We start from the raw sequence: 26,271 nt of genomic DNA, 5'->3' as shown, positions 1-26,271 counted from the left end.
CGGTTATTCTCCCAGCCGTTGCAGCAGCATGGGCACATGCACCTGATCTGCCTTGTAGTTGCCGGTGAGGGCGTAAATCACGGCGTTAACCCCAAACCTGTAGGCAAGCTGGCGCTGGTCCGCTCCGTCCGGGATGACCGCATAGGGTGTATTGCCATTTTCATCCACGGCCCACGCATGCGCCCAGTCTGCTGAACCAATAATAACGGGGCTGACATCATCGTTCTCAGCCTGTCCTTCACGTGCAACCCAGATAGGTTGACCTGCATAGCGACCGGGAAAGTCATGCAGCATGTAGAAAGTGTGGGCCAGAAGATGATGGTCGGTAATGGTGGCCAGAGGCGGAATGGGGAGACCGCTGGTTACGCGCCGCAAGGCAGAGCGTGTGCCGGGTGCGTCTCCCGCAAAGCTGCCAGAGGTGTCCCCTTCATTCTGGCTGCTGGCGTCCTGCCCCTGGGTATCAATCAGCAAAATGCCGCCATGCGCCATGAAGGTGGTGAGAGCAGCAGTTTGCGCCGGGGTTGTGCGTGCATCGGGTGTGATGGGCCAGTAAAGCAGGGGGTAATAGCTGAGATCATCCTGCCCCGGCCGCACGCCATCCGGATGACCAAGTTTGGCGGATGTGCGGGCATTTGTGTAGTCTGAAAGCCCCTGTAACCCTTGGCGGGAGACCGTATCCACATCCTCATGGCCCGTCAGAACATAGGCGAGGCGCGTTTCCAGTGCAGCGCCAGGCACCGAAGGCGTGCCCTGTTGAGGAGAGGCCAGCGAGGCGGTGGCTGGCTGTGGAGCGGGGAGGGTTGGAGAATCGGCCTCTGCTGGTGGAGGCGTTGCCGTATGGTCCGCGTTCTGATTTCCGGCCAGCGTCGGGCTCTGCACGGATTGCGCCGGCGTAGCTGAGGCCGCAGGAGCCTCTGCTGCCCGCGCGTTTATGGGCACTCCAATGGCGAGAAGAAGAGCCAGAGAAAGAGTTGAACTCCTTGTGGGATTTCTTTTGCCAAATGAAACGCCTGCGCGCATGAGCAGAACCATGACCGCATCCAGTAACAGAAGCAGGGTAGCGGCAAGGAGGCAATAGCGGCCCAAAGGTGTGTCAGGTCTACGGCCTGCCGGAGTGGTGACAGTGCCCACAGGCTGAGCAGGTACAAGGTTGACCAGATGCGTGCCTGCGTTCAGGGCGCGCCGTGCGGCACGCGGCCCATATAGCCCTGGCGGATGAGCCTGGGAAACAACGGTATCGGCAAAGGCGTTGGCTTTTAACCCGCGCGCAGAAGGGGGCGGGGGGGCAAGCACGCCTTCACCATCCAGCGTCATGACCGGGGCAAGAAGGCTATCATCCGCGGGGATGCTGACACCGTTGGCGTGATCTGTCAGCCGTTGCAGCATGGCCACAAACAGGCCAGAGAGCGGCAGGTTGGACCAGTCCGCCGTGCTGCTGATGTGAAACAGCACGATTTCTCCTTTGCCCAGAGCCGCGTGGGTGACCAGTGGCGTACCATCTGTCAAACGGGCCCAGCTATGAGCGGCCAGATCCGCCACAGGGCTGGCCAGAACCTGCTGCGAGATTGTGACATCTGCCGGAATATCGAGCCCGTAAAATGGGGAGGCGGCGTCAAAAGGCGCAAGTTTCTGTGGAGCGCCCCATGTCATGGTGCCACCAAGTTGGCGAGATCCATCCAGCAGGGCGACGGGCAGGAGATCAGTCGTGGGGTCTGTTGATGTCTGCGCAGAGGGTTGCTGTGGAGCGGTATCGTCCTCTCCCTCACCGGCGGGAGCGGGCTGACCTGCCTCGTGGTGTTCGCCTGCCAGCGCAGGGCCTGCAAAACGGACAAGCGTGCCGCCATTTTTTACCCAGTCAGTCACCTTCTGGCGTGTGGCTGGGTCTGTCAGCGTGCCGTCGGGCGCAATAATCACGGAAAGCGGCTGTGTCAGAAGGGCAGCACCGTTGCCTTCATGCAGGTCTGCCGTAGGAGCAAGTGCTCGGCGCAGATAGAAAAGTGGCCCGATCAGAGGCGTATCAGCAGCGCCTGACGTCATTAACCCTACAGGGCGCAGGCGGTCCCCTTCATCAAAGAACACTGTTGCCGCCGCACTGGCCTGACCAGCAAGTGCAATCTGATCAATCCGGTTGCGAACGGTGTTGGGAAGTTCGACTGGCACATCCGCACTGGAGGCCCCTGCCGGCAGGGTCACGGGCACAACGGCCAGCGTGCCACCATCCTGTGTATGCACGCGCACGGTGAAGGAACGAGGGGCTGAGGCATCGGGCAGGGCCAGAATGCGGGCAATAACGGGCCCATTGCGTGCGGAGGCAGGCGCAAGAGCCAACGGTGGCGCATCCGGGAACCGGACTTCCTGCACCGGGCCGAGTGCCTTCAAAGCCTTGCTGAAGGCCGCATCTCCTGTAGAGGCGACACCGTTGGCTAGATAGACCACGTTGCCGACATCACCCGGAGGGTGGGTTTCCAGCATATGGGCCAGTGCTGCCCGATCCGTGCCCCACGGGGCTGGGCGCAGGCTGTTGAGTTCCTGCTGCACGATGGTGGCTGGACGAGCGTGGGGCGTGTCCTGTGCGCCAAGGGAGTCCGATGTGGCGGCGGTACGCAGCAGGAGGACCGGACGGTTTGCATGGGCTGCGTCATCCACAAACCCTTGGGCGGTGGCAATGCGCTGCGACCATCCTGAAGCGGAAAGCATGTCATCATCCAGCACCAGCAACAGGGGGCCGTGGCCGGAGGTTGGCACATGTTCGCCTGGCAGCACGGGGTGAGCCAGACCCAGAACCAGAAGGGTGACGGCTGCCAGCCGCACCAGAAGAAGCCACAGAGGCGACCGTGCGACATCTGCTTCACGCGGGCGCAGGCGGCGTAGAATCTGGATAGGCGGGAAGCTCTGTCGGCGGGGCGTGGGGGGAGTTGCCTTCAGCAACCACCACACCAGAGGAAGGATTAGCAGGCCTAGTAAGGCAAAAGGCGTAAGAAAAATCATATGCGCCGGCCCTCTCGGTGGCTGCCGGGCCTGCCGCTGATCAGCCCATGAAGCGCCAGCAGTGTGGGAAGTGCCGCATCCTGCGTGCAATGCAGCACGAGGTCATGTCCATACGTTGCTGCCTGCGCTGCCAAAGCGGTATTGCGGGCGGTAACGAGGCTTTCATAGTCCTGTCGCAGAGTCTGTACATGGGGCAGGTCAACAGGGGCTTCCTGTTCCAGCCCTTCAAATTCCACACGCCCCTGATACGGAAGGCTGAGTTCGGCTGGATCTGCAATCTGGATGAGGTGCGCACGGGCGGGCAACCCCGCCATATGGCGCAGACAGGGGACGAGAGCCTCATCCGCGCACAGAAAATCACTGGCAATCAGAATGTGGGCATGACGAGGCACCAGCGTGACAGGAGGAAGAGCGCCCGCAGGATGTGTGGCGGAAGAAGCTTCCATATGCGCCAGCCCAAGGGCCAGCCGTTCCAGCGGTGTGCCACTGGCAGGCATGGGAGCCATGCCGGAGGGAGCGAGCAGCCTGACCCGTTCCCCATTGCGCAGCAACAGGGCGGCCATGGCCAGTTGCAGCAGGACCGCGCGATCCCGCTTTTCGGGCAGGGAGGATGCGGAACGCCACTGCATGGAGGGAGAGAGATCACACCACAGGAGGATGGTCTGGGCGGATTCCGCTTCCGTTTCGCGCACATAAGCGTGGGTGCTGCGGGCGGATTGTCGCCAGTCTATATGCGTTGCCGGCTCACCCGGTTGCGCCTGACGATACTGCCAGAACGTATCTCCCCACCCCGCGCGGCGCTGGCCGTGTTGGCCTGCATAAAGCGTGGCGGCAATATGGTCTGCCTGAAGCACCAGATCCGGCAGGCGCGCCGCAAGGGAAGACGCCTGATTGGCGATTCCCGAGGCCTGCCCCAGCAAGGTTGCTCCCGCGGGGGCGTCTGGTTGCAGGCCGGAGGGAGACGTAAAAGCGGCAGTCGGCCCCGAGTGGTGCCGTTCCACTGACCGGCCCAGCACCTTGCGCAGGAAAAATGTGGGTGAAAAGGCAGACTGTGCCAAGGCGTCAGCCCAGCCGGTTAACAAGCCGGGTGATCACATCATCCAGATGCACGCCTTCTGCCCGTGCGGCAAACGTGAGCGCCATACGGTGCGCCAGAATGGGGCGGGCAAGGGCAATGACATCATCCAGACTGGGGGAGAGGCGGCCATCCAGCAGGGCGCGAGCACGGGTGGCGAGCATGAGTGCCTGTGCGGCACGGGGGCCGGGGCCCCAGGCAATCTGGGTGCGCAGGGTTTCATCCTGCGTGGTTTCCGGGCGCGCGGCACGCACCAGCGCCAGAATGGCATCCACAATTTTTTCGCCTACAGGCAGGGCGCGCACCAGAGCCTGCGCTGCGATCAGGCTTTCCGCACTCATGATCTGCTGAGGAGGTGTCTGTTCTGCGCCTGTGGTGGCCAGTAGCATGGCGCGTTCAGAGTCCGCATCGGGGAAAGTGAGCGGAATTTGTAGCATGAAGCGGTCAAGCTGGGCTTCTGGCAGGGGGTAGGTGCCTTCCTGCTCCAGAGGGTTCTGGGTTGCCAGCACATGGAAGGGTTGGGGCAGCTTGTGCTCAGCGCCGGCCACGGCCACGCGACGTTCCTGCATGGCTTGGAGCAACGCGGACTGGGTGCGCGGACTGGCACGGTTGATTTCATCAGCCATCAGCAACTGGCAGAAAACCGGACCAGGCACAAAACGGAAGCTGCGGTGGCCGGAGGAGTCTTCATCCAGAATTTCGCTGCCTGTGATGTCGGAGGGCATCAGGTCAGGCGTAAACTGCACGCGCCGGGCATCCAGCCCCAGTACCGTGCCAAGAGTAGTGACCAGAAGGGTCTTGCCTAGGCCAGGTGCACCAACCAGCAAAGCGTGCCCTCCGGCCAATATGGCGGTAAGCGTCTGGCTGATAACCTTGCCTTGCCCGAAAATTACACGGGATGTTTCCTGCTGCACGGCCTGCAGGTGAGCGCAAAGGCGGTCAGCCTCTCGCACATCGGGTTGGGTCGGGGCGGGCTGGGGCTGTGTGTCTGATGCGGTCATGGGTCCAGTCTGTGCAGATACAGGGCTTACATCAAGCGGGGTATGATCCCTATATCATTCTCCACGCAGTGAAACAGTCATAACAGGATTATCTGTCAGTGCATGATGAAGGCCCATTCCCTGAGCGCGGGACCCCCTGCCATATTGCAGGACTGGATCCGGCAAAAGCAGGCGCAGAGCCCAGAAAACTGCCGTTTCTGATCCGTCGGGATGGAGTGTGGCTGTACCGGGGCACGCCCATAGAGCGCAAGACCATGGTGTGTCTGTTCGGCTCCATGCTGACCAGGGACGAAAATGGCGAATATCTGCTGCGTACCCCTTTTGAATCCGGGTCTATTGAGGTGGAAGACGTGCCTTTCCTGGCGGTAGAGCTGGAATGGAAGGGGTGTGGCCGCATGCAGCGCCTGTGTTTTCGCACCAATGTGGATGAACCTGTGGTGGCCAGCCGTGAGCACCCGATTCGCGCTGTGTGGGACGTACCACCGGATGCGTGCGGAGATGGAGGGTGCCCGCCTTATCTCCTTGTGCGGGCCGGGGATGGGCGTTTTCCGGTAGAAGCGCGGCTAACCCGCTCCGTGTGGTATGAACTGGCCGCTTTGGCGGAACCAGGCACGTGCAATGGCGTGCCCTGCATGGGTGTATGGAGTTGTGACTGCTTTTTCCCGCTGGCCCGCTTATGTGCAGAGAGCAAAACGGCGTGAGGGCTGCTGCCCCGAAAACTCTGGACGCAGGCAGTGAAGGACTGACACCCGCCCAGCGTCAGGCACTGGTGCAGATATGGGCCGTATTGCCACAGGCCCGTTTGGTGGGTGGTGTGGTGCGGGACCTGTTAATCGGTCGGCCCGTGGCGGATGTGGACATAGCAACCCCGGAAACACCGGAGCAGGTACAGGAGACATTAACGGCAGCAGGCATCAAGACGGTGCCTACCGGCCTGGCACACGGGACAGTCACGGCCGCAATCGCTTCTGCGCCTTATGAAATCACCACCCTGCGGCGGGATCTGGAAACGGATGGCCGTCACGCTGTAGTGTCTTGGACCACGGACTGGCGGGAGGATGCTGCCCGGCGTGATTTTACCATCAACGCCATGTCACGCAGTCGGGATGGCGCTCTGTATGATTATTTTGGCGGCCAGGCTGATCTTGCGCGCGGGCTTGTGCGGTTTGTGGGAGATGCGGGTACCCGCATAGAGGAAGATGCCCTCCGGATTCTGCGCTTTTTTCGCTTTCAGGGCCGTTATGGCGTAGGGCAGCCCGATGCAGATGCCATGCAGGCCATTATGCAGCGGGTGGAACTGATAACCCGGCTTTCTGTGGAGCGGGTATGGTCTGAATTGCAACGGATTCTGACTGGCCCCAATGCAGATGGACTGGTGACGATGATGGCACAGGCCGGAGTGCTGTCCGTAATCCTACCGGAAGGTTTTACGCTTGGCCGGTTTACGGGCCTTGTGCAGGTGGGCGCACCGGCTGATGCGGTGTTGCGTTTGGCTGCTTTGCTGGAGAAGGGCAGAGAGGGGGCGGCGCAACGCCTCAAACTCTCGCGCGCTGATACGGCGTTTCTGCTGGCTGTGTCCCACGGGCCCGTGCCGGAGGCAGATGCGTCAGATGCAACCCTTCGGCGCTTTCTGGCCGATGAACCGGCACGCCATCTGGTTGGCCGGACATGGTTGCGGCAGGCCACTCTTCTGGCTGAGGCGCAGGCCAATACGGAAGCAACATCTTTGCCAGACGCGCAGGCTTTTGCCGCGTTGCGGAAGCGTCTTGAGGCCATGCCGCGCCCTGTTTTTCCGGTAGCCGGACGAGATATTCTGGCCGCAGGCCATGCGCCCGGCCCTGCGGTGGGGCAGGTGCTTGCACATTTGCGAAACTGGTGGATGGCAGAGGGGTGCACGCCATCCCGCGAGGCCTGTCTGGCGCAGTTGCAGCATGGTTTTCGGTAACAATCGGGAAGGAAAAGATCGCCCCTCTCTTTTACGTGGCGGCAGGAGGCTGGTAGAGGGACGAGCATGACGTCATTTCATCCGGCTCCAGTCCAGCCTGTTCAGGCTTCCATTACCGCAGATCCTCCCACGTCCACGGTTCCTGTTGCCATGCAAGGGAAGGCGCAGAAAGCGGGTGGCAAGACGCCACGCGGCGGCGGACTGGTGCCAGATGATACACGCGTGTTGCTGAAACGCCTGTGGCGGGAGCAGGTGCGCAAACATCCGGGCCGGATTGTTGCGGTTATTGGGCTGACGGTGCTGACAGCGGCGTTGACGGCCCTTTACCCGCTGGTGATCCAGCGTGCTCTGGACATGTTCTCGGCCCATGATTCGCGCATTCTGTATCAGGTGCCATTGCTTGTGGTGATGATTACGGTCTCCAAGGCGTTGGCGCAGTATGCGCAGACACTGGCCGCGCAGGGGCTGGTTCTAGTCGTGATTCGCGGCTTGCAGGGCGAGATGTTTGACCATTTGGTGCAAACGGACATCACCCGGATAGAGCGAGAGCCCCCAGCCAAACTCGCAGCCCGCTTCACGACGGATGCTGTTTCTATTCGGGAAGCCATGATCCGCGCCGTGAACTCGCTGGGGGATGTGGTGACCGTGGTGGGGCTGATTGCCTCCATGTTCTATATGGATTGGGAACTCAGCCTGATTGCTGGCCTGCTGTATCCCATTGCTGCGGTTCCTATCCAGAAACTGGGCAAGCGGGTGCGCCGTGCTTCAGGCGGTATGCAGGAGAGAATCGGCGAGACCGCCGCTTTCCTGACAGAAAGCTTTGCGCAGGCGCGCACCGTGCGGGTGTATCGGATGGAGCAGCGCGAAAAAGCACGTGCCGCTTTGTCCTTTGATCATCTGTATCAGGCCATGCTGCGCATTACCCGTGGCCGGGCGCGTGTTGATCCGTTGCTGGAGGCTCTCGGCGGATCTGCAGTGGCGGCGGTGTTGGGGTTTGCCGGCTGGCGTGCCGCTATGGGGGGCGCAACGCTGGGTGATTTTTCAGGCTTTGTGGCGGCTCTTTTGCTGGCAGCCCGGCCATTGCGGGCGTTGGGCGCGCTGAATGCGGCCTTGCAGGAAGGTCTGGCAGGGCTTGTGCGCGTCTTTGACGTTATTGATGAAAAACCCGCTGTGACGGAACAGCCCAATGCCGTTCCTCTCCCGCCCGGCCGTGGAGAGCTGGTATTTGAAAATGTGGGTTTTGTGTACCCAGATGGCCGCGTTGGGTTGGACGGGCTGAGCTTCAAGGTAAAGCCCGGGCAGACGGTTGCGCTGGTAGGGCTTTCCGGGGCGGGTAAATCCACAGCACTTTCCCTTATCCCTCGGCTGCATGATGTCACATCAGGCCGTATTCTGCTGGATGGTGAAGATTTGCGGGCCTTGACGCTGGAGAGCCTGCGGGATGCCATAGCGTACGTTAGTCAGGACCCTCTGCTGTTTGATTTCTCCGTGCGGGACAACATTCAGATTGGAAAACCTGGAGCGCGGGAAGAAGCTGTGGAAGAAGCAGCCCGTGCAGCAGCAGCAGAACCCTTTATTCTTGCATTGCCCAACGGTTACAGCACCAGTGTAGGGCCAGGCGGGCAGCGGCTTTCCGGTGGGCAGAGGCAGCGTGTGGCATTGGCGCGCGCCTTGCTGCGTGATCCCCGCCTGCTGCTGCTGGATGAAGCCACAAGTGCTCTGGACAGTGAGAATGAAGCTGCGGTGCAGGATGCGCTGGCCCGGATGCGGCAGGCCCGCACAACCATTATTGTGGCGCATCGCCTCTCTACCGTGCGGTCTGCTGATCTTGTGATCGTCATGAAGGAAGGGCGGGCCGTGGAGTGCGGTACGCATGATGAGCTGATTGAGCAGGATGGGTTGTATGCGCGGCTGGTGCGGACCCAGGGGCTTGAGCGCTGAGGCCGCGTCATCAGCCTTCTGGAAAGTATAAAAGCAGTTTTAAAGAGGCTTTGAGAGCTGGCGGCTAGGCGGTGGCCAGCCTTACCGGGCGGCCTTAAGTCTCTTTTTCTTTTCCACCGTGGTCCTCGGTTTTTTGCTCAAACGTATGCCCACGGCATGAAGTCCGCTTGATGCTGTCTCATGATCGTGTCACATACTGACCGAACCGATCGGTCAGCCGATACCCCTGCGGGTGAAGTGGCTGCTGAATGAGTATGCGTTTGATGGACAGGGAACAGGATGGCCGACGACCATAACGAACAGGCTGAAGCCGCATCTGAAACCGGCGCCAAGCCATCCGAGAAAAAGAAAAGCGCGCGCGGCAAGATTATTCTGACAATCGTAATTGTGGTGTTGGCGATTGCCGCGGGTGTGTACTGGTTTCTGACCCGTAATGAGGTGGAAACGGATGATGCCTTTACCGCAGGCCGCTCCATTTCCGTGGCGCCCCATGTAGCCGGCTACGTGACCGAACTGCTGGTGAACGATAACCAGTTTGTTCGCAAAGGGCAGTTGCTGGCCCGTATTGACCCGCGTGACTGGAAAGCCGCACGGGACAAGGCTGCCGCCTCCCTCATCCGGGCGCAGGCTGCCAGACAAGGTGCGGACATGCTGCATCAGGTTGCTGCTCTGGAATTTCCCGGTAGGCTAACCCAGGCACAGGGGAACCTTGCCGCAGCCAAGGCTCAGGTGTTCAAGGCGGAAGCTGATTACAAGCGTCAGCGCTCCGTTGAACGGGCAGCTACGTCCCAGCAGGATATTGATTACGCCCGCGCTGCGCTGGATGCGGCCAAGGCGCAGGTTATGGAAGCGCAGGGTGCGGTGCAGACCGCCATGCCGGTTCTGCCAAACATTGAAAACACCAAAATTCAGGTCAGCCAGCAGGAAGGGCAGGTGCGCTACGCTCAGGCCGAACTGGACAGCGCTGACCTGAACCTTGAATGGACGGAAATTCGCGCGCCGCATGATGGCTGGATCTCCCAGCGTAATGTGGAGCAGGGCAATTACGTGGCTGCTGGCCAGCATATTTTCTCCATTGTGGAGCCGGAAGTGTGGGTGGTGGCCAACTACAAGGAAACGCAGATTACCCGCATGCGGCCCGGCCAGAAGGTTGATATCAAGGTGGATGCCTATTCCTCCATCAAGCTGCATGGCCATATTGATTCCCTGCAAAAGGGAACTGGTGCCACGTTCAGCGCCTTCCCGCCTGAAAACGCGACGGGTAACTACGTGAAAATTGTGCAGCGCGTGCCGGTGAAGATTGTGATTGATGAAGGGCTGGACCCTAACCATCAGCTTGCTCTGGGGCTTTCCGTTGTGCCTGTTGTGCATGTGGACACGGCCGGACAGCCGGACGGTGTGCCGCAGAACAACACAGACGCACGCACACCAGAGCATGAGCCCGCCGCGCAATGAGCGGGCAGGCCGACGCCGCAGCCGCGGGGTGGAAGCCCCGCCATAATCCATGGACAGTCGCTTTTGTGGTGACAATGGCGGCGTTCATGGAAATTCTGGATACGACCATCGTCAACGTCTCGCTGCCGCATATCGCGGGTAGCCTGTCCAGCACGTATGACGATGCAACCTGGACACTGACAGCCTATCTTGTTGCCAACGGCATTGTGCTCACCATTTCCGGATGGTTGGGGAAAGTCTTTGGCCGCAAACGCTACTTTATGATCTGTATCGTGATGTTCACGGTCTCTTCCTTTTTATGCGGCATGGCGACCAGTCTGGTTGAACTGATCCTGTTCCGTATGATGCAGGGCTTTTTTGGGGGCGGCCTTCAGCCCAATCAGCAGTCCATCATTCTGGACAGTTTTCCGCCTGAAAAACGGGCGGCTGCGTTTGGCCTGACCGCCATTGCCGCCGTGGTGGGGCCGGTTATCGGCCCGACGTTGGGTGGCTGGATTACGGATAATTTCTCCTGGCGCTGGATTTTCTTTATCAACGTGCCCTTCGGGTTTCTGACAACAGTTGGGGTTGCCGCCGTTGTAGAAGATCCGCCCTGGGCACAAAAACGCAATGCGCCGATTGATATTATCGGTATTGGTCTGATTACGCTGGGCTTCAGTTGCCTTGAAGTGATGGTGGACCGTGGTGAGGATGCTGACTGGTTTGGCTCCAATTTCATTCGTGTCATGGGCGTTCTGGCGGTTATCGGGCTAGTAGGCGCGGTGTTGTGGCTTTTGCATACGGATCGTCCCGCGGTTGATCTGCGTGTGTTCAAGGATCGCAATTTTGCAGTCGGCACGGCGTTGATGGGGGCCATGGGGGCATTGCTTTATGCCTCCGCCATTATTGTTCCGCAGTTTGCTCAGCAGGTGATGGGGTACACAGCCACGCTCTCCGGCCTGATTCTCTCGCCCGGTGGTATTGCGGTGATCATTCTGATTCCCATTGTAGGCAAGCTCATGACGCTGATGAGCGTGCGTAGTGTGATTGCCCTGGGGTTTGGCTTGATGGGGCTGGCGCTGTTCAGTTCCGCCAATCTGGTGCCCTTGCTGGACTTCAAGCATCTTGTGCTGTTCCGCATGAGCCAGACGGCCTGCCTGGCTTTTCTGTTCGTGCCGCTTTCAACTATTGCGTATTCGACCATTCCGGAACGCCTGAATGCGGATGCATCGGCTCTTTTCAGTATGTCCCGAAACGTGTTGGGGTCTCTGGCTATTTCGGGCGCCACAGCCTTGCTGATGGAGCGGAAACAGGCGCATCAGGCGCATATGGTGCATTGGATGACCCCGTATCATCAGCCTTATAATGATTACTTTGATCAGGCCAAAACCGTGGCGCAGGCGCGTGGTGCAACCGAGCATGCGGCAGAAGGCATTGCCCAGCATGTGCAGTATCTGGAATTTACCCGGCAGGTCGCTATGCTGACCTACAATGAAGTGTTCATGATTCTAGGGATTGGCGCGTTCTTGTGCATTCCTTTCTGCTTCCTGTTCACCCCGATCAGGGGCGGAGGTAAACCCGGAGCCGCGCACTAAGTGATGCTTTGAAAAACCCGTCAGATCAGTCTGGCGGGTTTTTTATATGTTCATGGGTGGAAGTGGCAGCAGCGGTATGAGGTCGATCTTTATGTCGGCCAGCCAGAGTGCAGGGCGTATGGCTATCTCATTGCAGCGCGGTACCGCTGCTTTTGAGCATGAGATTATGAGAGGCTGTTTGAACGGCCGGTCTGGCAGGACGACTTGGTGGTCGAAGGAGGGCATTTACCTCACGATAAACCGCCATCAGGCGCCTCTGGCCGCTTTTTTGGCCTTTACGCTTTCTCGCCAGCTTCATACGGCTGGCCTTTCAAAAGGTCTTAAAGCCGATGGAAGGGCTGGTGTGGTGTGTCTTAGTTTGCGTGGGCGAAAGGCTCGAAGTCGCGCATCAGTTTTTCATAAATAGGCTTTTTGAAGCCCACGTTCCGTTGGGGCAGGGATGCGAGGTCCACCCACTGGAAGGCATCAAATTCCGGCGGGTTTTGCAGGTTCAGATTGATGTCCTGATCTGTGCCGGTGAAGGCAAGCGCAAACCATTTCTGTGTTTGCCCGCGATACTTGCCACCCAGCGCCTTGCCAATCAGATTTTCGGGCAGATCATAGGCAATCCATTCTGGATGCTCTTTCAGAATGTGCAGTTTGTCCGTGCCAATTTCTTCCTGCACTTCACGCAGCACGGCAGCTTCAGGTGTTTCGCCTTCGTCTATGCCGCCTTGAGGGCACTGCCATACGCCTTCTGAAAGGGGACCACCCACGCCGGGCATATCCGTGCGGCGGGCGATAAAGACTTTGCCGTCTGCACGGAAAATAAGGGCTCCTACATTTGGACGGTAGGGCAGGGCATCAGGAGAAAGGACTGTCATGGCTCAGAATCGGGGCTGCTGGGAGTTCTGCTGGTTCCAGTTGGGCGCGGACAGGTGAACATGCATGCCACCATCGGCCTGAGCCGGCCCCGTAGAGGGTGCTGGCGTGGTAGAGGAGGGTGCCGCAGCCGGTTGGGGCGCAACAAGCATGCTGACGGGCACCAGGGTAATGCCCACATCTTTCAGGTGCGGAATCCACGCACGCAGGCAGGCCAGAGCCACAGGGCGCAAAGGCCCCATCACCCCAATGGCGCGGCCATTCCGGCGCGCCGCCTGCTGAAGTTTCAGCAACTGGATATCAATATTGACGATATCTGTATCGGTATTGATGCTGACATCCGCTGTGCCAATGGCACCCGGCCCCTGCGCGGCTGTTCCCGGCGTTGCGTTCAGGTAGAGAAGGCCGCGCTTATCAATATCAGTCAGAATAGGCGTGAAAGCAGGAGAGTGAGGAAACGCGCCGCCATTCTGGCCGGAAAAGGCGTTGGTTACACCTGCATAGCCCGCAAGGCTTGAAAGCGCCCAGCTATAGTTTTCCATATTTTTAGATGCGGAAAGCCCAGCCCCCAAGGCTCTTGGGCCAGCATTGTTCGCAGCCTTGGCGTCTGCTCCGCCTGCGGCCTTATCGTCCTGAACCGGCAGGGACAACAAGGTTTCATGCTTGTGGGCACGCGCCTGCTGGATAATGTCATCCGCATCAGAGACATAGGGAGAAATGGCCAGAGAAACCGGACCGGGCAGGGAGGTCATGGCTTCCTGCGTCAATGCCTCAGAATCTCCTACGCCGTCAATCAGCAGCGCCACCTGGGCGGAGCCTGCGGGCACATCTACCACAGGGGCGGCATATACCTGGCGCGCCATACGCCCATGCTGGCCGCGCTTGGGCAGTGCGTAGCCATTCGGGCCGCTATGGTTTTCAAGCAGGTCCGCCTGCAGGCCGGGAATATCGATTTTGGCCGCCTGCGGCTGCGCAGAGTCTGCTGAGGGTAGATCAATGTCCTGACCGCCAATTTCCGGACGCGGCGGCCCCATGATTTGCAAGGTGATTGCAAGCACGCCAACTGCGGCGGCGGTGCCTCCCCAGAAGCGAACAAAGGCCCGGCCAGAAGGTGGCATCTGCTGCCACAGGGACGTGCTGTGCATGATGGCTGTTCCTGTCACGGATTAATGGTGCGGGGCTTCGTCCTTGGTCACCACTTTTGCAGGCGGCAGGGCGGCTGCCGGATCAGGCGCAGGCAATCCGGCCATGGAGCGCACAACCCGCAATCCCTGCTGAAGCTGGAAATCCGTTTTGGGTTTTGTGTAGTCAAATTCAGGCCAGTTGGCCGGAGGCTCAGCCGGAATATCCTTGGCAATGGCCGGCAGATCCGTACGGGGCACGGCTTTGGTCTGGTTGCCGCCCTGATTTTTCAGAATATGTTCAAGATCTGCTTCATGCAGGCTGAAGCCGGGGTCTTCGCGCGTTTCCCGAACGGCAATATCGGGCGTAATGCCCAGCGCCTGAATGGAGCGACCGGAAGGCGTATAGTAGCGCGCCGTGGTCAGGCGGATGGCACCGTTGCCCGGAATGGGCATGATGGACTGCACGGACCCCTTGCCGAAGGATTTTGTACCCACCAGCACGGCACGATGATGGTCCTGCAATGCGCCGGAGACAATTTCAGATGCCGAGGCTGACCCACCGTTGATCAGCACCACAACAGGCAGACCATCGGTAATATCTGTACCATGGGCATCCCAGCGCTGGCTGTCCTTGGGGTGGCGGGCGCGGGTGGAGACAATCTCGCCAGACCGGATGAAGCTGGAAGACACATCAATGGCCTGATTCAGCAGGCCGCCGGGGTCATTCCGTAGATCAAGCACCAGCCCGGCCAGCTTGCCGCCTGCCTGCTGCTTCAACTGGTTGTAGGCTTTGAGCAGCCCTTTTTCCGTTTCCTCATTGAACTGGGCAATGCGGATATAGCCGATGCGATCATACAGCGCGGATTTGATCACTTCGATATGAATGATCTCACGCGTCAGGGTCAGGACGATGGGCTTGGGTGTTTTTTCACGCACCAGCGTCAGGGTGATTTTGGTGTTGGGTTTGCCGCGCATTTTCTTCACGGCTTCATCCAGCGGCGTGCCATCAACGGGGTGGCCATCCACGGCGATGATATAATCACCCGGCTTGATGCCAGCGCGGAAGCCCGGCGTGCCATCCACAGGCGAGACAACGCGGATATGGCCGTCCTGCTGCTGAAGCTCCAGCCCAAGCCCGCCGAACTCGCCTTTCATCTGCACCATCATGTCTTCGTACTGCTTTTCAGTCATGTACGAACTATGGGGGTCCAGCCCGGTGAGCATGCCGTTCAGGGCGTTGGTGATCAGATCCTTGTCAGAAACAGGTTCAACATAATCTGCACGGACAAGATCAAGCACGGTGCCAAACAGGGTCAGCAGCCGGTAGGTTTCCGCATGGTTGGCGGTAGGGGAGGCATCGGGCGCTTTCTCAGCCAGCGCGGGGGAGGCGAGCATGCCTGCGCCAGAAAGCACTCCTGAGTGGGAGGCCACGGCAAGGCCTGCCAGAAAGGTAGCGCCGAGCATCAGACCTGTGCGGAACTTCATGCGATCTCGTCTCCTGTCGCCGGGCGTGGCCCGTGCGGTCGTATCCTGTACTGTTGTATTGCACATCGTGCGGCCAAACCGGAGCAGTGCCTGCCTCTTGCCACCACTCTGCGGCAACGGAGAGTAGCGGCTTCTGCCGCTCAGGAAAACTGCCTGTCCGCTTTTCCTTACAGGAATGGCGCAGGGTTGACAGCCTTCTGACCATGGCGAAGCTGAATAAACAGGGTGCCGGAGCCCCCCATATGCCCTACGGGTGCGCCTTTTGTGAGGCTTTGCCCGGTTTCAACATCCAGCCCACCCAGTCCGGCCATGACAAAACGGTAATGCTGCCCGCAGTTGAGGATGATCATCTGGCCATAGGTTCGGAACGGGCCAGCAAAATCAACGCGCCCCGAACAGGGGGTGCGTACGCTGGCACCCGGCGGGGTGCGGTAGGTCACACCCGTTGCCGGACCAGATTCGGTGGCGGAACCCCATGTTGTTACCAGTGCGCCCGCCACGGGGCGCGTGCCGCCACCCGTTGGCGCACGCTCACTCAGGCCCGGACCTGCTGATGTCTGAATAGCCTGCATCTTCCGGCGTGCTGCATCGGCCTGCTCCTGCGCGCGGCGGCGGGCGGCCTCATCTTTCGCTGCCTGATGGGCGCGCTCGGCTGCGGCAATTTCCTTTTGCAGGGCGGCTTCCGCATTGGCTTGCAGCGCATCCAGACGGGAGACGGCATCCTGAAGGGTGGAGGCCTTTTTTGTGGCGTCTTCCAACCGTTGAGAGGCTGCGCGGGCGGCGGCGTTGGCCTGCCGCTGGGCATCACGCGCTTTGAGGGCCTGCTGCTTTACCGTGTCACGCTGCCGGGTCTGGGTCTGTTGCAGGGTGGCAAGCTGGGTAAGGTGGGTTGAGAGTTCGGTATCAAGGGCTGTCAGCTTTTCCTGTCTGGCCCGCATATCCTCGGCCTGATGCTCCAACTCGCGTGAGAGGCCACGCAGAACCAAAAACCCTGTTACAGCTTCCCCCTGTGGTACGGGGGCAGCCAGAAGGGTATCTGAGGGGTAAAGGGACAGGCGTTCGGCCAATGGCAGAACGGGGGAGAGCGCTTTTGCATCTTCCTCCAACGCGGCATGCAGGCTGGTCTGCTCTTTCCGGATATCCGCAATGCGGGAATCGAGATCAGCAATCTGCTGTTCCGTGGTTTGCAACTGCGTGGTGGCGCTAACGGTCGCGGCGGAAAGCGCGGTGGCTTTGGCGGCACTTTGAACGGCCAGCGCCTGAGCCGCCGCATTCCGTGCGCGGGACGCTTCCACTGCCGCAGCTTGTGCCGCTTTTTGCCGGTTTATGGCATCCCGTTGGGCCTGCGTGGTTTGCAGCGCCTGCCGCGCCTGCTGCACAGATTGCTCGGCCTGCTGTTCCGCTTTTGTCGTTGGACTACTGCTGCCGGAGGCTTTGGAGCTTCTGGTGTGGCTGCGTGAGGATGTGGCGTGACGGTGGCTGGCAGAGGACTGGTTGCTTGCATGCCCAGCGCTATGGCTGCTTTTGGCTACTCTGGTTTTTTGCGAAGCAGCTAGCGCCGTGCCGGGGGATATTCCAGCCCCTACAGTCAGAAGCACGGCGGCAAGGCCACACACTCCCCCCGCCAGAAGGCGGCGCTGGGCAGAGGGGGGAGAGGGTGGCAGCGTAAAGAGCATTCAGTCGGTTAACAGGGATACGCCGGTCATGTCATCCGGTTTGGGCAGGCCCATCATATCCAGCAGGGTTGGGGCCAGATCTGCCAGCCTGCCGTCTTTCAGTTTTCGGTCGCCCACATTGAAGGCCACCAGCGGAACAACATTAAGTGTGTGGGCCGTGTGAGGCACCCCGGTATCCGGGTCTCTCATGGTTTCGCAGTTGCCATGATCCGCTGTAACCAGCAATGCACCATTCTGCTTTTTCAAAGCCTCCAGAATACGGCCTACGCCCGTATCAACCGTCTCAACCGCTTTGATGGCTGCTTTCAGAACCCCCGTATGTCCCACCATGTCCGGATTGGCGAAGTTCAGCACAATCAGATCATACGTGCCGCTTTCAATGGCATGCACGGCTTTATCCGTCAGTTCCGGCGCGGACATTTCCGGCTGGAGATCATAGGTGGCGACTTTGGGGGAAGGGACCATGATACGGTCTTCTCCCTCAAACAGCGTTTCCCGACCGCCATTCAGAAAATAGGTGACATGCGGGTATTTTTCGGTCTCCGCCATGCGCAACTGTTTCCGGCCCGCGCGGGAGACAACTTCACCCAGAATATTGGTGAGTGCTTCCGGCGGGAACAGGATGGAAATACGTTCCACCAACGTATCGCTGTAATGGGTCATACCCAGTACGGCCGCGAAGGAAACCACCTTATGGCGTGCAAAACCGTCAAAATCGGGCTCCACCAGCGCATCAAGAAGTTGTCGGATACGGTCTGCACGGAAATTGAAGGACAGAATAGCATCTCCATCCTGCATGCCGGTGTAGCCTTCAAGCACCGTGGGGAGAATGAATTCATCCGTGGTATTGGCCTTGTAGGCGTCTGCAATCACATCCTGCGCGGTTGCGGCTTTCGGCCCTTCGGCAGTGACAATGGCGTTGTAGGCTTTTTCAACCCGCTCCCAACGCTTGTCGCGGTCCATGGCGTAATACCGGCCGCTGACAGTTGCGAGGGTGACACCAGCGGGTAGCTCAGCCTGCAATTTTTCCAGATATCCCTGAGCGGATTGCGGTGGTGTGTCTCGCCCGTCTGTAAAGACATGAAACGCGACGGGAATGCCCGCTTCCGCCACAATACGGGCAAGTGAAACCGCATGATCCTGATGCGCATGGACCCCACCCGGGGAGACAAGGCCCATCAGATGGCAGGTGCCTCCGGTTTTTTTCAGCGTAGCAAGAAAAGCCTGCATCACAGGGCTACGGGCAACAGACCCGTCCCGCAGGGCGGTAAAGATCCGGGGCAGTTCCTGCATGACCACGCGACCGGCCCCGATATTCAGATGCCCGACTTCCGAATTACCCATCTGGCCTTCCGGCAGGCCCACATCCTCGCCGCAGGTGCGCAGAAAGCTGCGCGGCGCATTGGCCCAAAGCGCATCAAAAACGGGCGTGTTGGCAAGCTGGACGGCGTTATCTGAGGAGTCTTCTCTCCAGCCGAACCCATCAAGAATAACCAGCATGACGGGACGTTTGTGCTGCTGCGGCGCGGAGGTGCTCATGGGGGCATGCCTTCTTATGTTTTTGTTGGAAAGATCATGCCACCAAATGCCTTTTTTCACAAAGGGGACAGGCGTTTTCTTCCTGGAAAGCGCATGGGGCTTCTTGAGGTGGATTTTCAGGACAAACTGACGCAAGCGCTGTTTCGGGCCGGAAGAGGGCCTGACAATACCGGTTCAGAGTGCCGTGGAAGGTTTCCGGCGAAAAATTCTGCTCGGAACGAAGTTCTTTTCGTCAGGACAACCTATGTCAGGAAAACACTCTCAACAGCAGCGTGCCGCATTTTAATGGGGACGCGCCTTATGCGGAGAGTGAGAAGGACGAAAGAAGGGTGTGTTGAGAAAAAAGACGGGGAGGCAGTGTGCCTCACCCGTCGAAAAGTGTTTTAGGCGCGGCGCACAATATAGGAGTGGCCGAGCGCTTTGGTAATCAGCGCGGCGTGTTCGGGGTCGCGCGCTTCAATCATGACTTCCAGTTCTGCTGCCTGAACGGAGGGAGCCGCAAACAGGCGCTGGTGAGACACTTCTATTATGTTGCCGCCTGCTTCCCCAATGGTCTTGGAAATATCGGCCAGAACGCCAGGGCGGTCTGGAATTTCCATGATCAGGCGGAGAATGCGCCCATCGCGCAGCATGGCGCGCAGAAGGGTGTTGGCCAGAATACGGCTATCAATGTTGCCGCCAGAAATAGGCAGCGCCACCTTTTTACCCCGGAACACGTCCGGGTAAGTCAGCACCGCCGCCAGTGCCGCAGCACCAGCACCTTCACTGATCTGCTTAGCCCCTTCTGCCAGCAGAGTGATGGCGGTCTCTACCGCACATTCGGGCACGACCAGAACTTTGGAGACCAGCTTGCGGATGACTTCATCCGGTGCTTTGCCAATCTGCAGAACCGCAATGCCTTCTGCAATGGTCGAGCCGCCATTGGGATGGGTCGCAGGGCCGGGGAAGGCTGAGAGGGAATCATACCCTTCCACTTCCACGCCAATCAGTTCCATGTCGGGGCGCATGGCGCGCGTGGCGACAGCACACCCGCTGAGCAGACCACCGCCGCCAATGGGGGCGACCAGCATATCCAACGGACCGGCATCTTCCAGCAGTTCCAGCGCGCATGTGCCCTGGCCCGCCATAATGGCAGGATCATCATACGGATGGATGAAGGTGCGGCCTTCCCGTGCCTGAAGATCCTGTGCGAACAGCAGGGCTTCTGCAAAGCTTTCGCCTTCCAGAACCACGCGGGCGCCCCAGTTGCGGGTACGCACCACCTTACCGGCGGGCGTGAATTTGGGCATGACGATTACGGCATCAATACCCAGCAGGCTGGCATGACGTGCCACGCCCTGCGCATGGTTGCCGGCCGAAACGGCAATCACCCCGCGCTGGCGTTCTTCAGGTGTCAGCAGGGCCAGTTTGTTGGCGGCCCCCCGTTCCTTGAAGGAGCCAACGGCCTGAAGGTTTTCAAGCTTCAGGGTAATGTCCGCGCCCGTGGCCTTGGACAGCGCGTGAGAGGAAATCGTGGGTGTGCGGAGAACATTGCCCTTGATTCGCCCCGCCGCTGCGGTGACGTCCTCAAACGAGATCATGTCAGATGAATTTCACGGAAAGGATTTCATACGTCCGGTCACCGCCCGGAGCAGGCACGGAAATGCTGTCTCCTTCATGCTTGCCGATCAGAGCCTTGGCCAGCGGGGAGGAAATGGACAGCAGGTTCTGTTTGATGTCGGCTTCATACACGCCAACAATCTGGTAAGTGGCTTCCTTGTCCGTGTCTTCATCAACCACGGTTACGGTTGCGCCAAACTTCACCTGATCGCCAGAAAGGCTGGTGGGGTCGATCACCTCGGCGGTGGAGACAATTTCTTCCAGCTCAATGATACGGCCTTCGGTAAAAGACTGCCGTTCACGGGCTGCATGATATTCCGCGTTTTCGGACAGATCCCCATGGCTTCGGGCTTCCGCAATGGCGCGGATAATGGCCGGACGTTCCTCGGACTTGAGCCTGCGGAGTTCGTCTTCAAGACGCTTCAAGCCTTTGCCCGTCATTGGAGTTTTCTGCAAGGCGTATCCCCAAAGTGATTTTGCCAGCACACTGGCTGGCATTAAAGTGACACAGATAAGCGGGCACGCACCGCGCCGCTAAAAAAGCGGGCAGCCACCCGTCCGGAACAGCCGGGCAGGCTGTAACGCCTGCCCGTTCTGATCAGAATGTTCCGCTAAAGTATGACTGAAGCGGCGCAACATCAAGCGGTCCTTCCCGCATTGCCGCAATCGCATGGATTGCAGCGCGGGCTCCGGCCATGGTTGTGTAGTGCGGAATGCCCAACACCAGTGCTGAACGGCGGATGTCAAAACTGTCCGCAACGGACTGTGCGCCCTGTGCCGTGTTGATGACCATCTGCACCTCACCGGATCGAATGGCGTCCACACAATGCGGGCGGCCTTCCAGCACCTTGTTCACCACGGAAACCTCTATCCCGGCATCCCGCAGCTTTTTGGCTGTGCCGCGTGTGGCCAGAATTTTCAGGCCCATCTTGGCAAGCTGGCGGCCCAGCGCAGGCAGGTGTGGCTTGTCGCTTTCCCGCACGGAGAGGAACACCGTGCCTTCAGTCGGCAGGCGCACGCCAGCCCCAAGCTGGGATTTGGCAAAGGCCCGTTCAAAGGACGTATCAAGCCCCATCACTTCACCCGTGGAGCGCATTTCCGGGCCAAGGATGGTGTCCACTTCCGCAAAGCGGTTGAAGGGGAAGACAGCTTCCTTCACTGCCACGTGCGGCGTGACGGCGCGATCATCCAGATTGAAGGCGGTCAGCTTTTCACCGGCCATCACGCGGGCGCCAATTTTGGCGACCGGAACGCCAGTGGCCTTGGCCACAAACGGGACCGTGCGGGAAGCACGAGGATTGACCTCCAGCACGAAGATTTCCTGATCCTTGATGGCGTATTGCACGTTCATCAGGCCCACAATGCCCAACTCGCGCGCCATGGCTTCGGTCTGAGTCTTCAGTTCCGTCACAATGGCGGGGGAGAGCGTGTAGGGCGGCAGGGCGCAGGCGCTGTCACCCGAATGGATGCCCGCTTCCTCAATGTGCTCCATAACACCGGCCACATACACTTCCTCGCCATCGGAAATGCAGTCCACATCGGCTTCAATGGCCTCGTTCAGGTAGCGGTCAATCAGCACGGGACCGGAGGCAATTTCGTGCCCGGCCAGTTGCAGGGCCACACGCATGTAGCGTTGCAAGGAGGCGCGGTCATACACGATTTCCATGGCGCGGCCGCCCAGCACGTAGGACGGGCGAACAACCACGGGGTAGCCAATCCGTTCCGCCACATCTTCCGCTTCCTGCGGGGATCGGGCAATGCCGTTGGCGGGCTGGCGCAGGCCAAGCGTGTGCAGCATGGTCTGGAAGCGTTCGCGGTCTTCCGCACGGTCAATGGCGTCTGCCGGGGTGCCCAGCAGCGGAATGCCAGCCTTTTCAAGCGCATGAGACAGTTTGAGCGGAGTCTGGCCGCCATACTGCACAATGCAGCCTTTGATTTTGCCTTTCTGCTGTTCACACCGGATGAGGGCGATCACATCTTCCGCCGTCAGGGGCTCGAAATACAGGCGGTCAGACGTATCATAATCGGTGGAGACGGTTTCCGGGTTGCAGTTGACCATAATGGTCTCAAACCCGGCTTCACGCAGCGCATAGGCTGCATGCACACAGCAATAATCGAATTCGATCCCTTGCCCGATGCGGTTGGGGCCACCGCCCAGAATGATAATCTTTTCACGGTCAGTCGGGTCGGACTCGCACACCGGCGGCGCAAACATGCCTTCATAGGTGGAATACATATATGGCGTGCTGGAAGCGAACTCGCCCGCGCAGGTATCAATGCGTTTGTAAACGGGGGTTACGCCTGTTTCCGTGCGGAGTTCGGCCACTTCGTCTGCCTGCACACCGGAGAGGCGGGCAAGCTGCACATCCGAAAAGCCAAGCGCTTTCAGGCGGCGCAGGCTCTGGGCGTCACGCGGCAGACCATGATTTTCTACCTGCCGTTCTGCATGAACGATCGTTTCAAGCTGACGCAGGAACCACGGTTCAAAGCGGCAGGCTTCATTGATCTCTTCAACGGACAGGCCAGCACGCAGCGCCTGAGCCGCCATAAGGATGCGTTCCGGGCGTGGCTGGGAAAGAGCAGCGCGGAAGGCATCCACGCCGCCATCGCCGGGTACGTCCACAGGGTCCAGCCCATGCAGGCCGGTTTCCATGGACCGCAGGCCCTTCTGCAAGGCTTCCGGGAAGGAGCGGCCAATGGCCATGGCTTCCCCCACGGATTTCATGGAGGTGGAGAGCAGGGCAGGTGCACCGGGGAATTTTTCAAACGTGAAGCGGGGGATCTTCACCACAACGTAGTCAATGGTCGGCTCGAAGGAGGCCGGGGTGGTTGTGGTGATGTCGTTCTTCAGTTCGTCCAGCGTGTAGCCCACAGCCAGCTTGGCGGCGATCTTGGCGATCGGGAACCCGGTGGCCTTGGAGGCCAGTGCGGAGGAGCGGGACACACGGGGGTTCATTTCAATTACCACCATGCGGCCATCTGCCGGGTTCACGCCGAACTGCACGTTCGACCCCCCGGTTTCCACGCCAATGGCGCGCAGGCACGCAAGGGACGCATCACGCATGCGCTGATATTCCTTGTCGGTCAGCGTCAGTGCGGGAGCCACGGTGATGGAGTCACCCGTATGGATGCCCATGGGGTCAATGTTTTCAATGGAGCAGACGATAATGCAGTTGTCCGCCTTATCGCGCACAACTTCCATTTCATATTCTTTCCAGCCCAGAAGGGATTCTTCAATCAGCACTTCCGTGGTGGGAGAGGCATCCAGACCGGAGGCCACAATCTGCTCGAATTCCTCACGGTTGTAAGCAATGCCGCCACCAGAACCGCCCATGGTGAAGGAGGGGCGGATAATGGTGGGGAAGCCGATGTTTTTTAGTGCTTCCCGTGCTTCATCCATGGTGTGGGCAATGAAGCTGCGCGGGCTTTCAATGCCAATGGCATCCATGGCTTCACGGAATTTCTGACGGTCTTCCGCACGGTCGATTACTTCCGCATCAGCGCCAATCAGTTCCACGCCATGTTTTTTCAGGAAGCCGGAGGCATCCAGCGCCATGGCGGTGTTCAGCGCGGTCTGGCCACCCATGGTGGGCAGCACGGCATCCGGCTTTTCCTTCAGGATGATGCGTTCAACACACTCTGGGGTGATGGGCTCCACATAGGTGGCGTCCGCCAGACCGGGGTCGGTCATGATGGTAGCGGGGTTGGAGTTGACCAGAATGACCCGGTAGCCTTCTTCCCGCAGGGCCTTGCAGGCCTGTGCGCCGGAATAGTCGAACTCGCAGGCCTGCCCGATCACGATGGGACCAGCGCCAATAATGAGGATGGAGCGAATATCTGTCCGTTTGGGCATGATGCGTTCAGTCCTGACAGGCAGCCCGCAGGGGGCTGAAAAAGCGGGAAAAAGAAGGATGGATGCGGGGCGTTGCCGTGCTGAGGCGCACGGCGGGCCGGGGCAGATCAGTTCTTGCTGGCATGAGCATCAATCAGCGCCACAAAGCGTTCAAACAGGTAATAGCTGTCAGACGGGCCGGGGCTGGCTTCCGGGTGATACTGCACGGAGAAGGCGGCATAACGGTCCGAGGCCAGACCTTCGTTGGAGCCATCGAACAGGCTGACATGCGTGACGTGCGCATCGGCGGGCAGGCTGTCCGCATCCACGGCAAAGCCATGGTTCTGGCTGGTAATTTCCACGCGGCCGGTCGAGAGATCTTTCACCGGCTGGTTTGCCCCACGGTGGCCACGGGCCAGCTTGTAGGTCTTGCCGCCGAGCGCCTGCGCCAGAAGCTGGTGACCAAGGCAGATGCCAAACAGCGGGATGCCAGCGTCAAGCACATCCTTGATGGCAGGCACGGCGTAGCTGGCGGTGGCTGCCGGATCACCCGGACCATTGGAGAGGAAAACGCCTTCAGGTTTCAGGTCCAGAATTTCTTTCGCCGTGGTGGTGGCTGGCACGACCGTTACGTCACATCCGGCGGCGACAAGGCAGCGCAGGATGTTGCGCTTGGCACCGTAATCAACGGCTACAACCTTGCGGCGCTTGCCGGATACCGCGCGGGTGCCTGCGGGCCAATCCCACACGCTTTTGTCCCAGGTGTAGGGGGCTTTGCAGGTGACTTCCTTTGCCAGATCCATGCCTTCCAGCCCCGGCCACGCCTTGGTGGCGGCCTGAAGGGCATCCAGATCGAACTTGCCGTTTTCAGGGTAGAACAGGGCGGCGCTCTGCGCACCCTTGTCACGGATTTTCAGGGTGAGGGAGCGTGTGTCCACACCAGCAATGCCGGGCACGTTGCGTTTTTTCAGCCACGCATCAAGGCTGGCTGTGGACCGCCAGTTTGCGGGTTCGGTCACATCTTCCTTGACCACAAGCCCACGGGCGGCCACCTGATCGGCCTCGTCATCTTCCACATTGGTGCCGACATTGCCGATATGCGGGAAGGTGAAGGTAATGATCTGCCCGGCAAAGGAAGGGTCTGTGAGCGTTTCCTGATAACCCGTCATGCCAGTGGAGAAGCAGATTTCCCCGATACTGGGCTGCTGGGTGAAGGCGCCAAAGCCCTTGCCCCACAAAATGGTTCCATCTGCAAGAACAAGGGCGGCTGTTGCGCCATCCGGGCGGGCATCGGGCATGGATGATCCTGTTGTGCTGCCTCCCGTAGGGGAGGATTTGTCCTGAAGCGTGGGGTCTGCGGGCTGGAGATCAGCCAGGGAAAGGCCGGTGGCCTGTGCAATGACGGGCCAGTGACGGGAGGGGATGGCCTGCGCCTGCCGCCATTTGCGAATGGCCTCCGTGCCAACGCCGGTAAGCCGGGCTGTTGCTTCGGGGCCGCCTAATCGGGCAATTATGGTATCGATTGACATGGGCATGGCTTACGTTGTTCCTCCCGTGGCGTCCCTTCTAGCAGTCCGTGAGAGAGGTGGGAAGAAATTTCCCACATACCGGATTGGGTTTGGTGGGTGAGTGGGAAATTTCTTCCCACAGGATGACTGTCCGTCACGCGTCCTTAGGGAACCGTGCGCGGCATGATAAAGGAAGTATGAGGGATCATGTCTTTACGTGAACGCCTGATGGCTGATCTGAAAACGGCAATGAAGGCCGGAGAAAGCGCGCGTGTGGCGGCTATCCGCATGATCACCGCCAAGCTGAAGGATGTGGAAATTGCCGGCCGCGCCAAAGGGGCGGAAGGCCTGAATGAGGATGAAGCCATTTCCGCCCTGCGCGGCATGGTGAAGTCCCGCACCGAATCCGCCACCATGTATCGGGATGCCGGGCGACCGGAACTGGCCGAGAAGGAAGAGGGTGAAATTGCCGTTATCCGTTCCTATCTGCCTGCCGAGATGGATGATGCCGCACTTGAATCTGCCGTGAAGGAGGCTATTGCCGCAACTGGGGCCGCTGCCATGAAAGACATGGGCAAGGTGATGGGTGCGCTGAAAGCCAAATTTGGTGCAGGGCTGGATATGGGCCGCGCCAACGCGGTGGTGAAGGCGCACCTGAGCTAACGGGA

General features: G+C 59.7%; 18 protein-coding genes. 6 read left to right on the top strand and 12 right to left on the bottom strand.

Annotated features, from left to right (window positions below):
• Window positions 1-3: 3 nt before the first annotated feature.
• Genes QWU00_RS01450 through QWU00_RS01440 form a run of 3 tightly spaced genes read right to left on the bottom strand, consistent with a single transcriptional unit; the run spans window position 4 to window position 5,064 of the window.
• The gene (locus QWU00_RS01450) at window positions 4-2,988 is read right to left on the bottom strand and encodes a DUF4159 domain-containing protein (protein WP_035377722.1); all 2,985 of its coding nucleotides are present in this window, start codon (window positions 2,986-2,988) and stop codon (window positions 4-6) included.
• Window positions 2,985-4,046, bottom strand: coding sequence for a DUF58 domain-containing protein (locus tag QWU00_RS01445; RefSeq protein ID WP_035377807.1), 1,062 nt, complete (start codon window positions 4,044-4,046; stop codon window positions 2,985-2,987). Before QWU00_RS01445 ends, QWU00_RS01450 begins: the two co-directional genes overlap by 4 nt.
• 4 nt (window positions 4,047-4,050) lie before the next feature.
• Window positions 4,051-5,064 carry an AAA family ATPase gene (locus QWU00_RS01440; protein ID WP_052051137.1) on the bottom strand — a complete coding sequence of 338 codons (1,014 nt, stop codon included), beginning with the start codon at window positions 5,062-5,064 and terminating at the stop codon, window positions 4,051-4,053.
• 143 nt (window positions 5,065-5,207) lie between these two features.
• On the opposite strand from QWU00_RS01440, the gene QWU00_RS01435 reads away from it, so the two are divergent.
• The 5 genes from QWU00_RS01435 to QWU00_RS01415 all read left to right on the top strand — a co-directional run bounded on the left by QWU00_RS01435 (window position 5,208) and on the right by QWU00_RS01415 (window position 11,979).
• Complete coding sequence (locus QWU00_RS01435; RefSeq protein ID WP_045542891.1) at window positions 5,208-5,765, top strand: DUF1285 domain-containing protein; 558 nt, start codon at window positions 5,208-5,210, stop codon at window positions 5,763-5,765.
• Window positions 5,766-5,785: 20 nt separating this feature from the next.
• Complete coding sequence (locus QWU00_RS01430) at window positions 5,786-7,009, top strand: CCA tRNA nucleotidyltransferase (protein ID WP_035377810.1); 1,224 nt, start codon at window positions 5,786-5,788, stop codon at window positions 7,007-7,009.
• A 150-nt stretch (window positions 7,010-7,159) separates the two neighbouring features.
• Window positions 7,160-8,950, top strand: coding sequence for an ABC transporter ATP-binding protein (locus QWU00_RS01425; RefSeq protein ID WP_035377812.1), 1,791 nt, complete (start codon window positions 7,160-7,162; stop codon window positions 8,948-8,950).
• 279 nt (window positions 8,951-9,229) lie between these two features.
• Complete coding sequence (locus QWU00_RS01420) at window positions 9,230-10,405, top strand: HlyD family secretion protein (RefSeq protein WP_035377726.1); 1,176 nt, start codon at window positions 9,230-9,232, stop codon at window positions 10,403-10,405.
• Window positions 10,402-11,979 (top strand): DHA2 family efflux MFS transporter permease subunit, encoded by a 1,578-nt coding sequence (locus tag QWU00_RS01415; protein WP_035377728.1) that lies wholly within the window; start codon window positions 10,402-10,404, stop codon window positions 11,977-11,979. The genes QWU00_RS01420 and QWU00_RS01415 overlap by 4 nt, the downstream gene beginning before the upstream one ends.
• Before the next feature lie 353 nt (window positions 11,980-12,332).
• On the opposite strand, the gene QWU00_RS01410 is transcribed toward QWU00_RS01415, so the two are convergent.
• The 9 genes from QWU00_RS01410 to carA form a co-directional block, all read right to left on the bottom strand.
• Window positions 12,333-12,842, bottom strand: a complete 510-nt coding sequence (locus QWU00_RS01410; protein ID WP_035377730.1) for an RNA pyrophosphohydrolase — start codon at window positions 12,840-12,842, stop codon at window positions 12,333-12,335.
• Between the two features lie 3 nt (window positions 12,843-12,845).
• A complete protein-coding gene (locus tag QWU00_RS01405) occupies window positions 12,846-13,985 on the bottom strand; it encodes a divergent polysaccharide deacetylase family protein (protein WP_035377732.1) in 1,140 nt (379 codons plus the stop codon).
• 21 nt (window positions 13,986-14,006) lie between these two features.
• Complete coding sequence (locus QWU00_RS01400) at window positions 14,007-15,449, bottom strand: S41 family peptidase (protein WP_006559288.1); 1,443 nt, start codon at window positions 15,447-15,449, stop codon at window positions 14,007-14,009.
• A gap of 167 nt (window positions 15,450-15,616) precedes the next feature.
• Entirely contained in the window at window positions 15,617-17,125 is a 1,509-nt protein-coding gene (locus tag QWU00_RS01395) for a murein hydrolase activator EnvC family protein (RefSeq protein WP_035377734.1), read from the bottom strand.
• A complete protein-coding gene (gene gpmI / locus QWU00_RS01390; RefSeq protein WP_035377736.1) occupies window positions 17,126-18,664 on the bottom strand; it encodes a 2,3-bisphosphoglycerate-independent phosphoglycerate mutase in 1,539 nt (512 codons plus the stop codon).
• 383 nt (window positions 18,665-19,047) lie between these two features.
• Window positions 19,048-20,244, bottom strand: coding sequence for a threonine ammonia-lyase (locus QWU00_RS01385; protein WP_035377740.1), 1,197 nt, complete (start codon window positions 20,242-20,244; stop codon window positions 19,048-19,050).
• A 1-nt stretch (window position 20,245) separates the two neighbouring features.
• On the bottom strand, window positions 20,246-20,719 hold the full coding sequence (greA, locus tag QWU00_RS01380; protein WP_035377814.1) for a transcription elongation factor GreA: 474 nt from the start codon (window positions 20,717-20,719) through the stop codon (window positions 20,246-20,248).
• Between the two features lie 142 nt (window positions 20,720-20,861).
• The gene (gene carB / locus QWU00_RS01375; RefSeq protein ID WP_035377742.1) at window positions 20,862-24,116 is read right to left on the bottom strand and encodes a carbamoyl-phosphate synthase large subunit; all 3,255 of its coding nucleotides are present in this window, start codon (window positions 24,114-24,116) and stop codon (window positions 20,862-20,864) included.
• Between the two features lie 107 nt (window positions 24,117-24,223).
• On the bottom strand, window positions 24,224-25,630 hold the full coding sequence (gene carA / locus QWU00_RS01370; protein WP_035377744.1) for a glutamine-hydrolyzing carbamoyl-phosphate synthase small subunit: 1,407 nt from the start codon (window positions 25,628-25,630) through the stop codon (window positions 24,224-24,226).
• 180 nt (window positions 25,631-25,810) lie between these two features.
• On the opposite strand from carA, the gene QWU00_RS01365 reads away from it, so the two are divergent.
• Window positions 25,811-26,266, top strand: coding sequence for a GatB/YqeY domain-containing protein (locus QWU00_RS01365; RefSeq protein WP_035377745.1), 456 nt, complete (start codon window positions 25,811-25,813; stop codon window positions 26,264-26,266).
• Window positions 26,267-26,271 lie beyond the last annotated feature (5 nt).

This window comes from Acetobacter tropicalis (assembly GCF_030644465.1).
GTDB lineage: Bacteria > Pseudomonadota > Alphaproteobacteria > Acetobacterales > Acetobacteraceae > Acetobacter > Acetobacter tropicalis.
The sequence above is the reverse complement of the archived record's forward strand: the minus strand, read 5'-3'. Positions and strand labels throughout refer to the sequence as shown.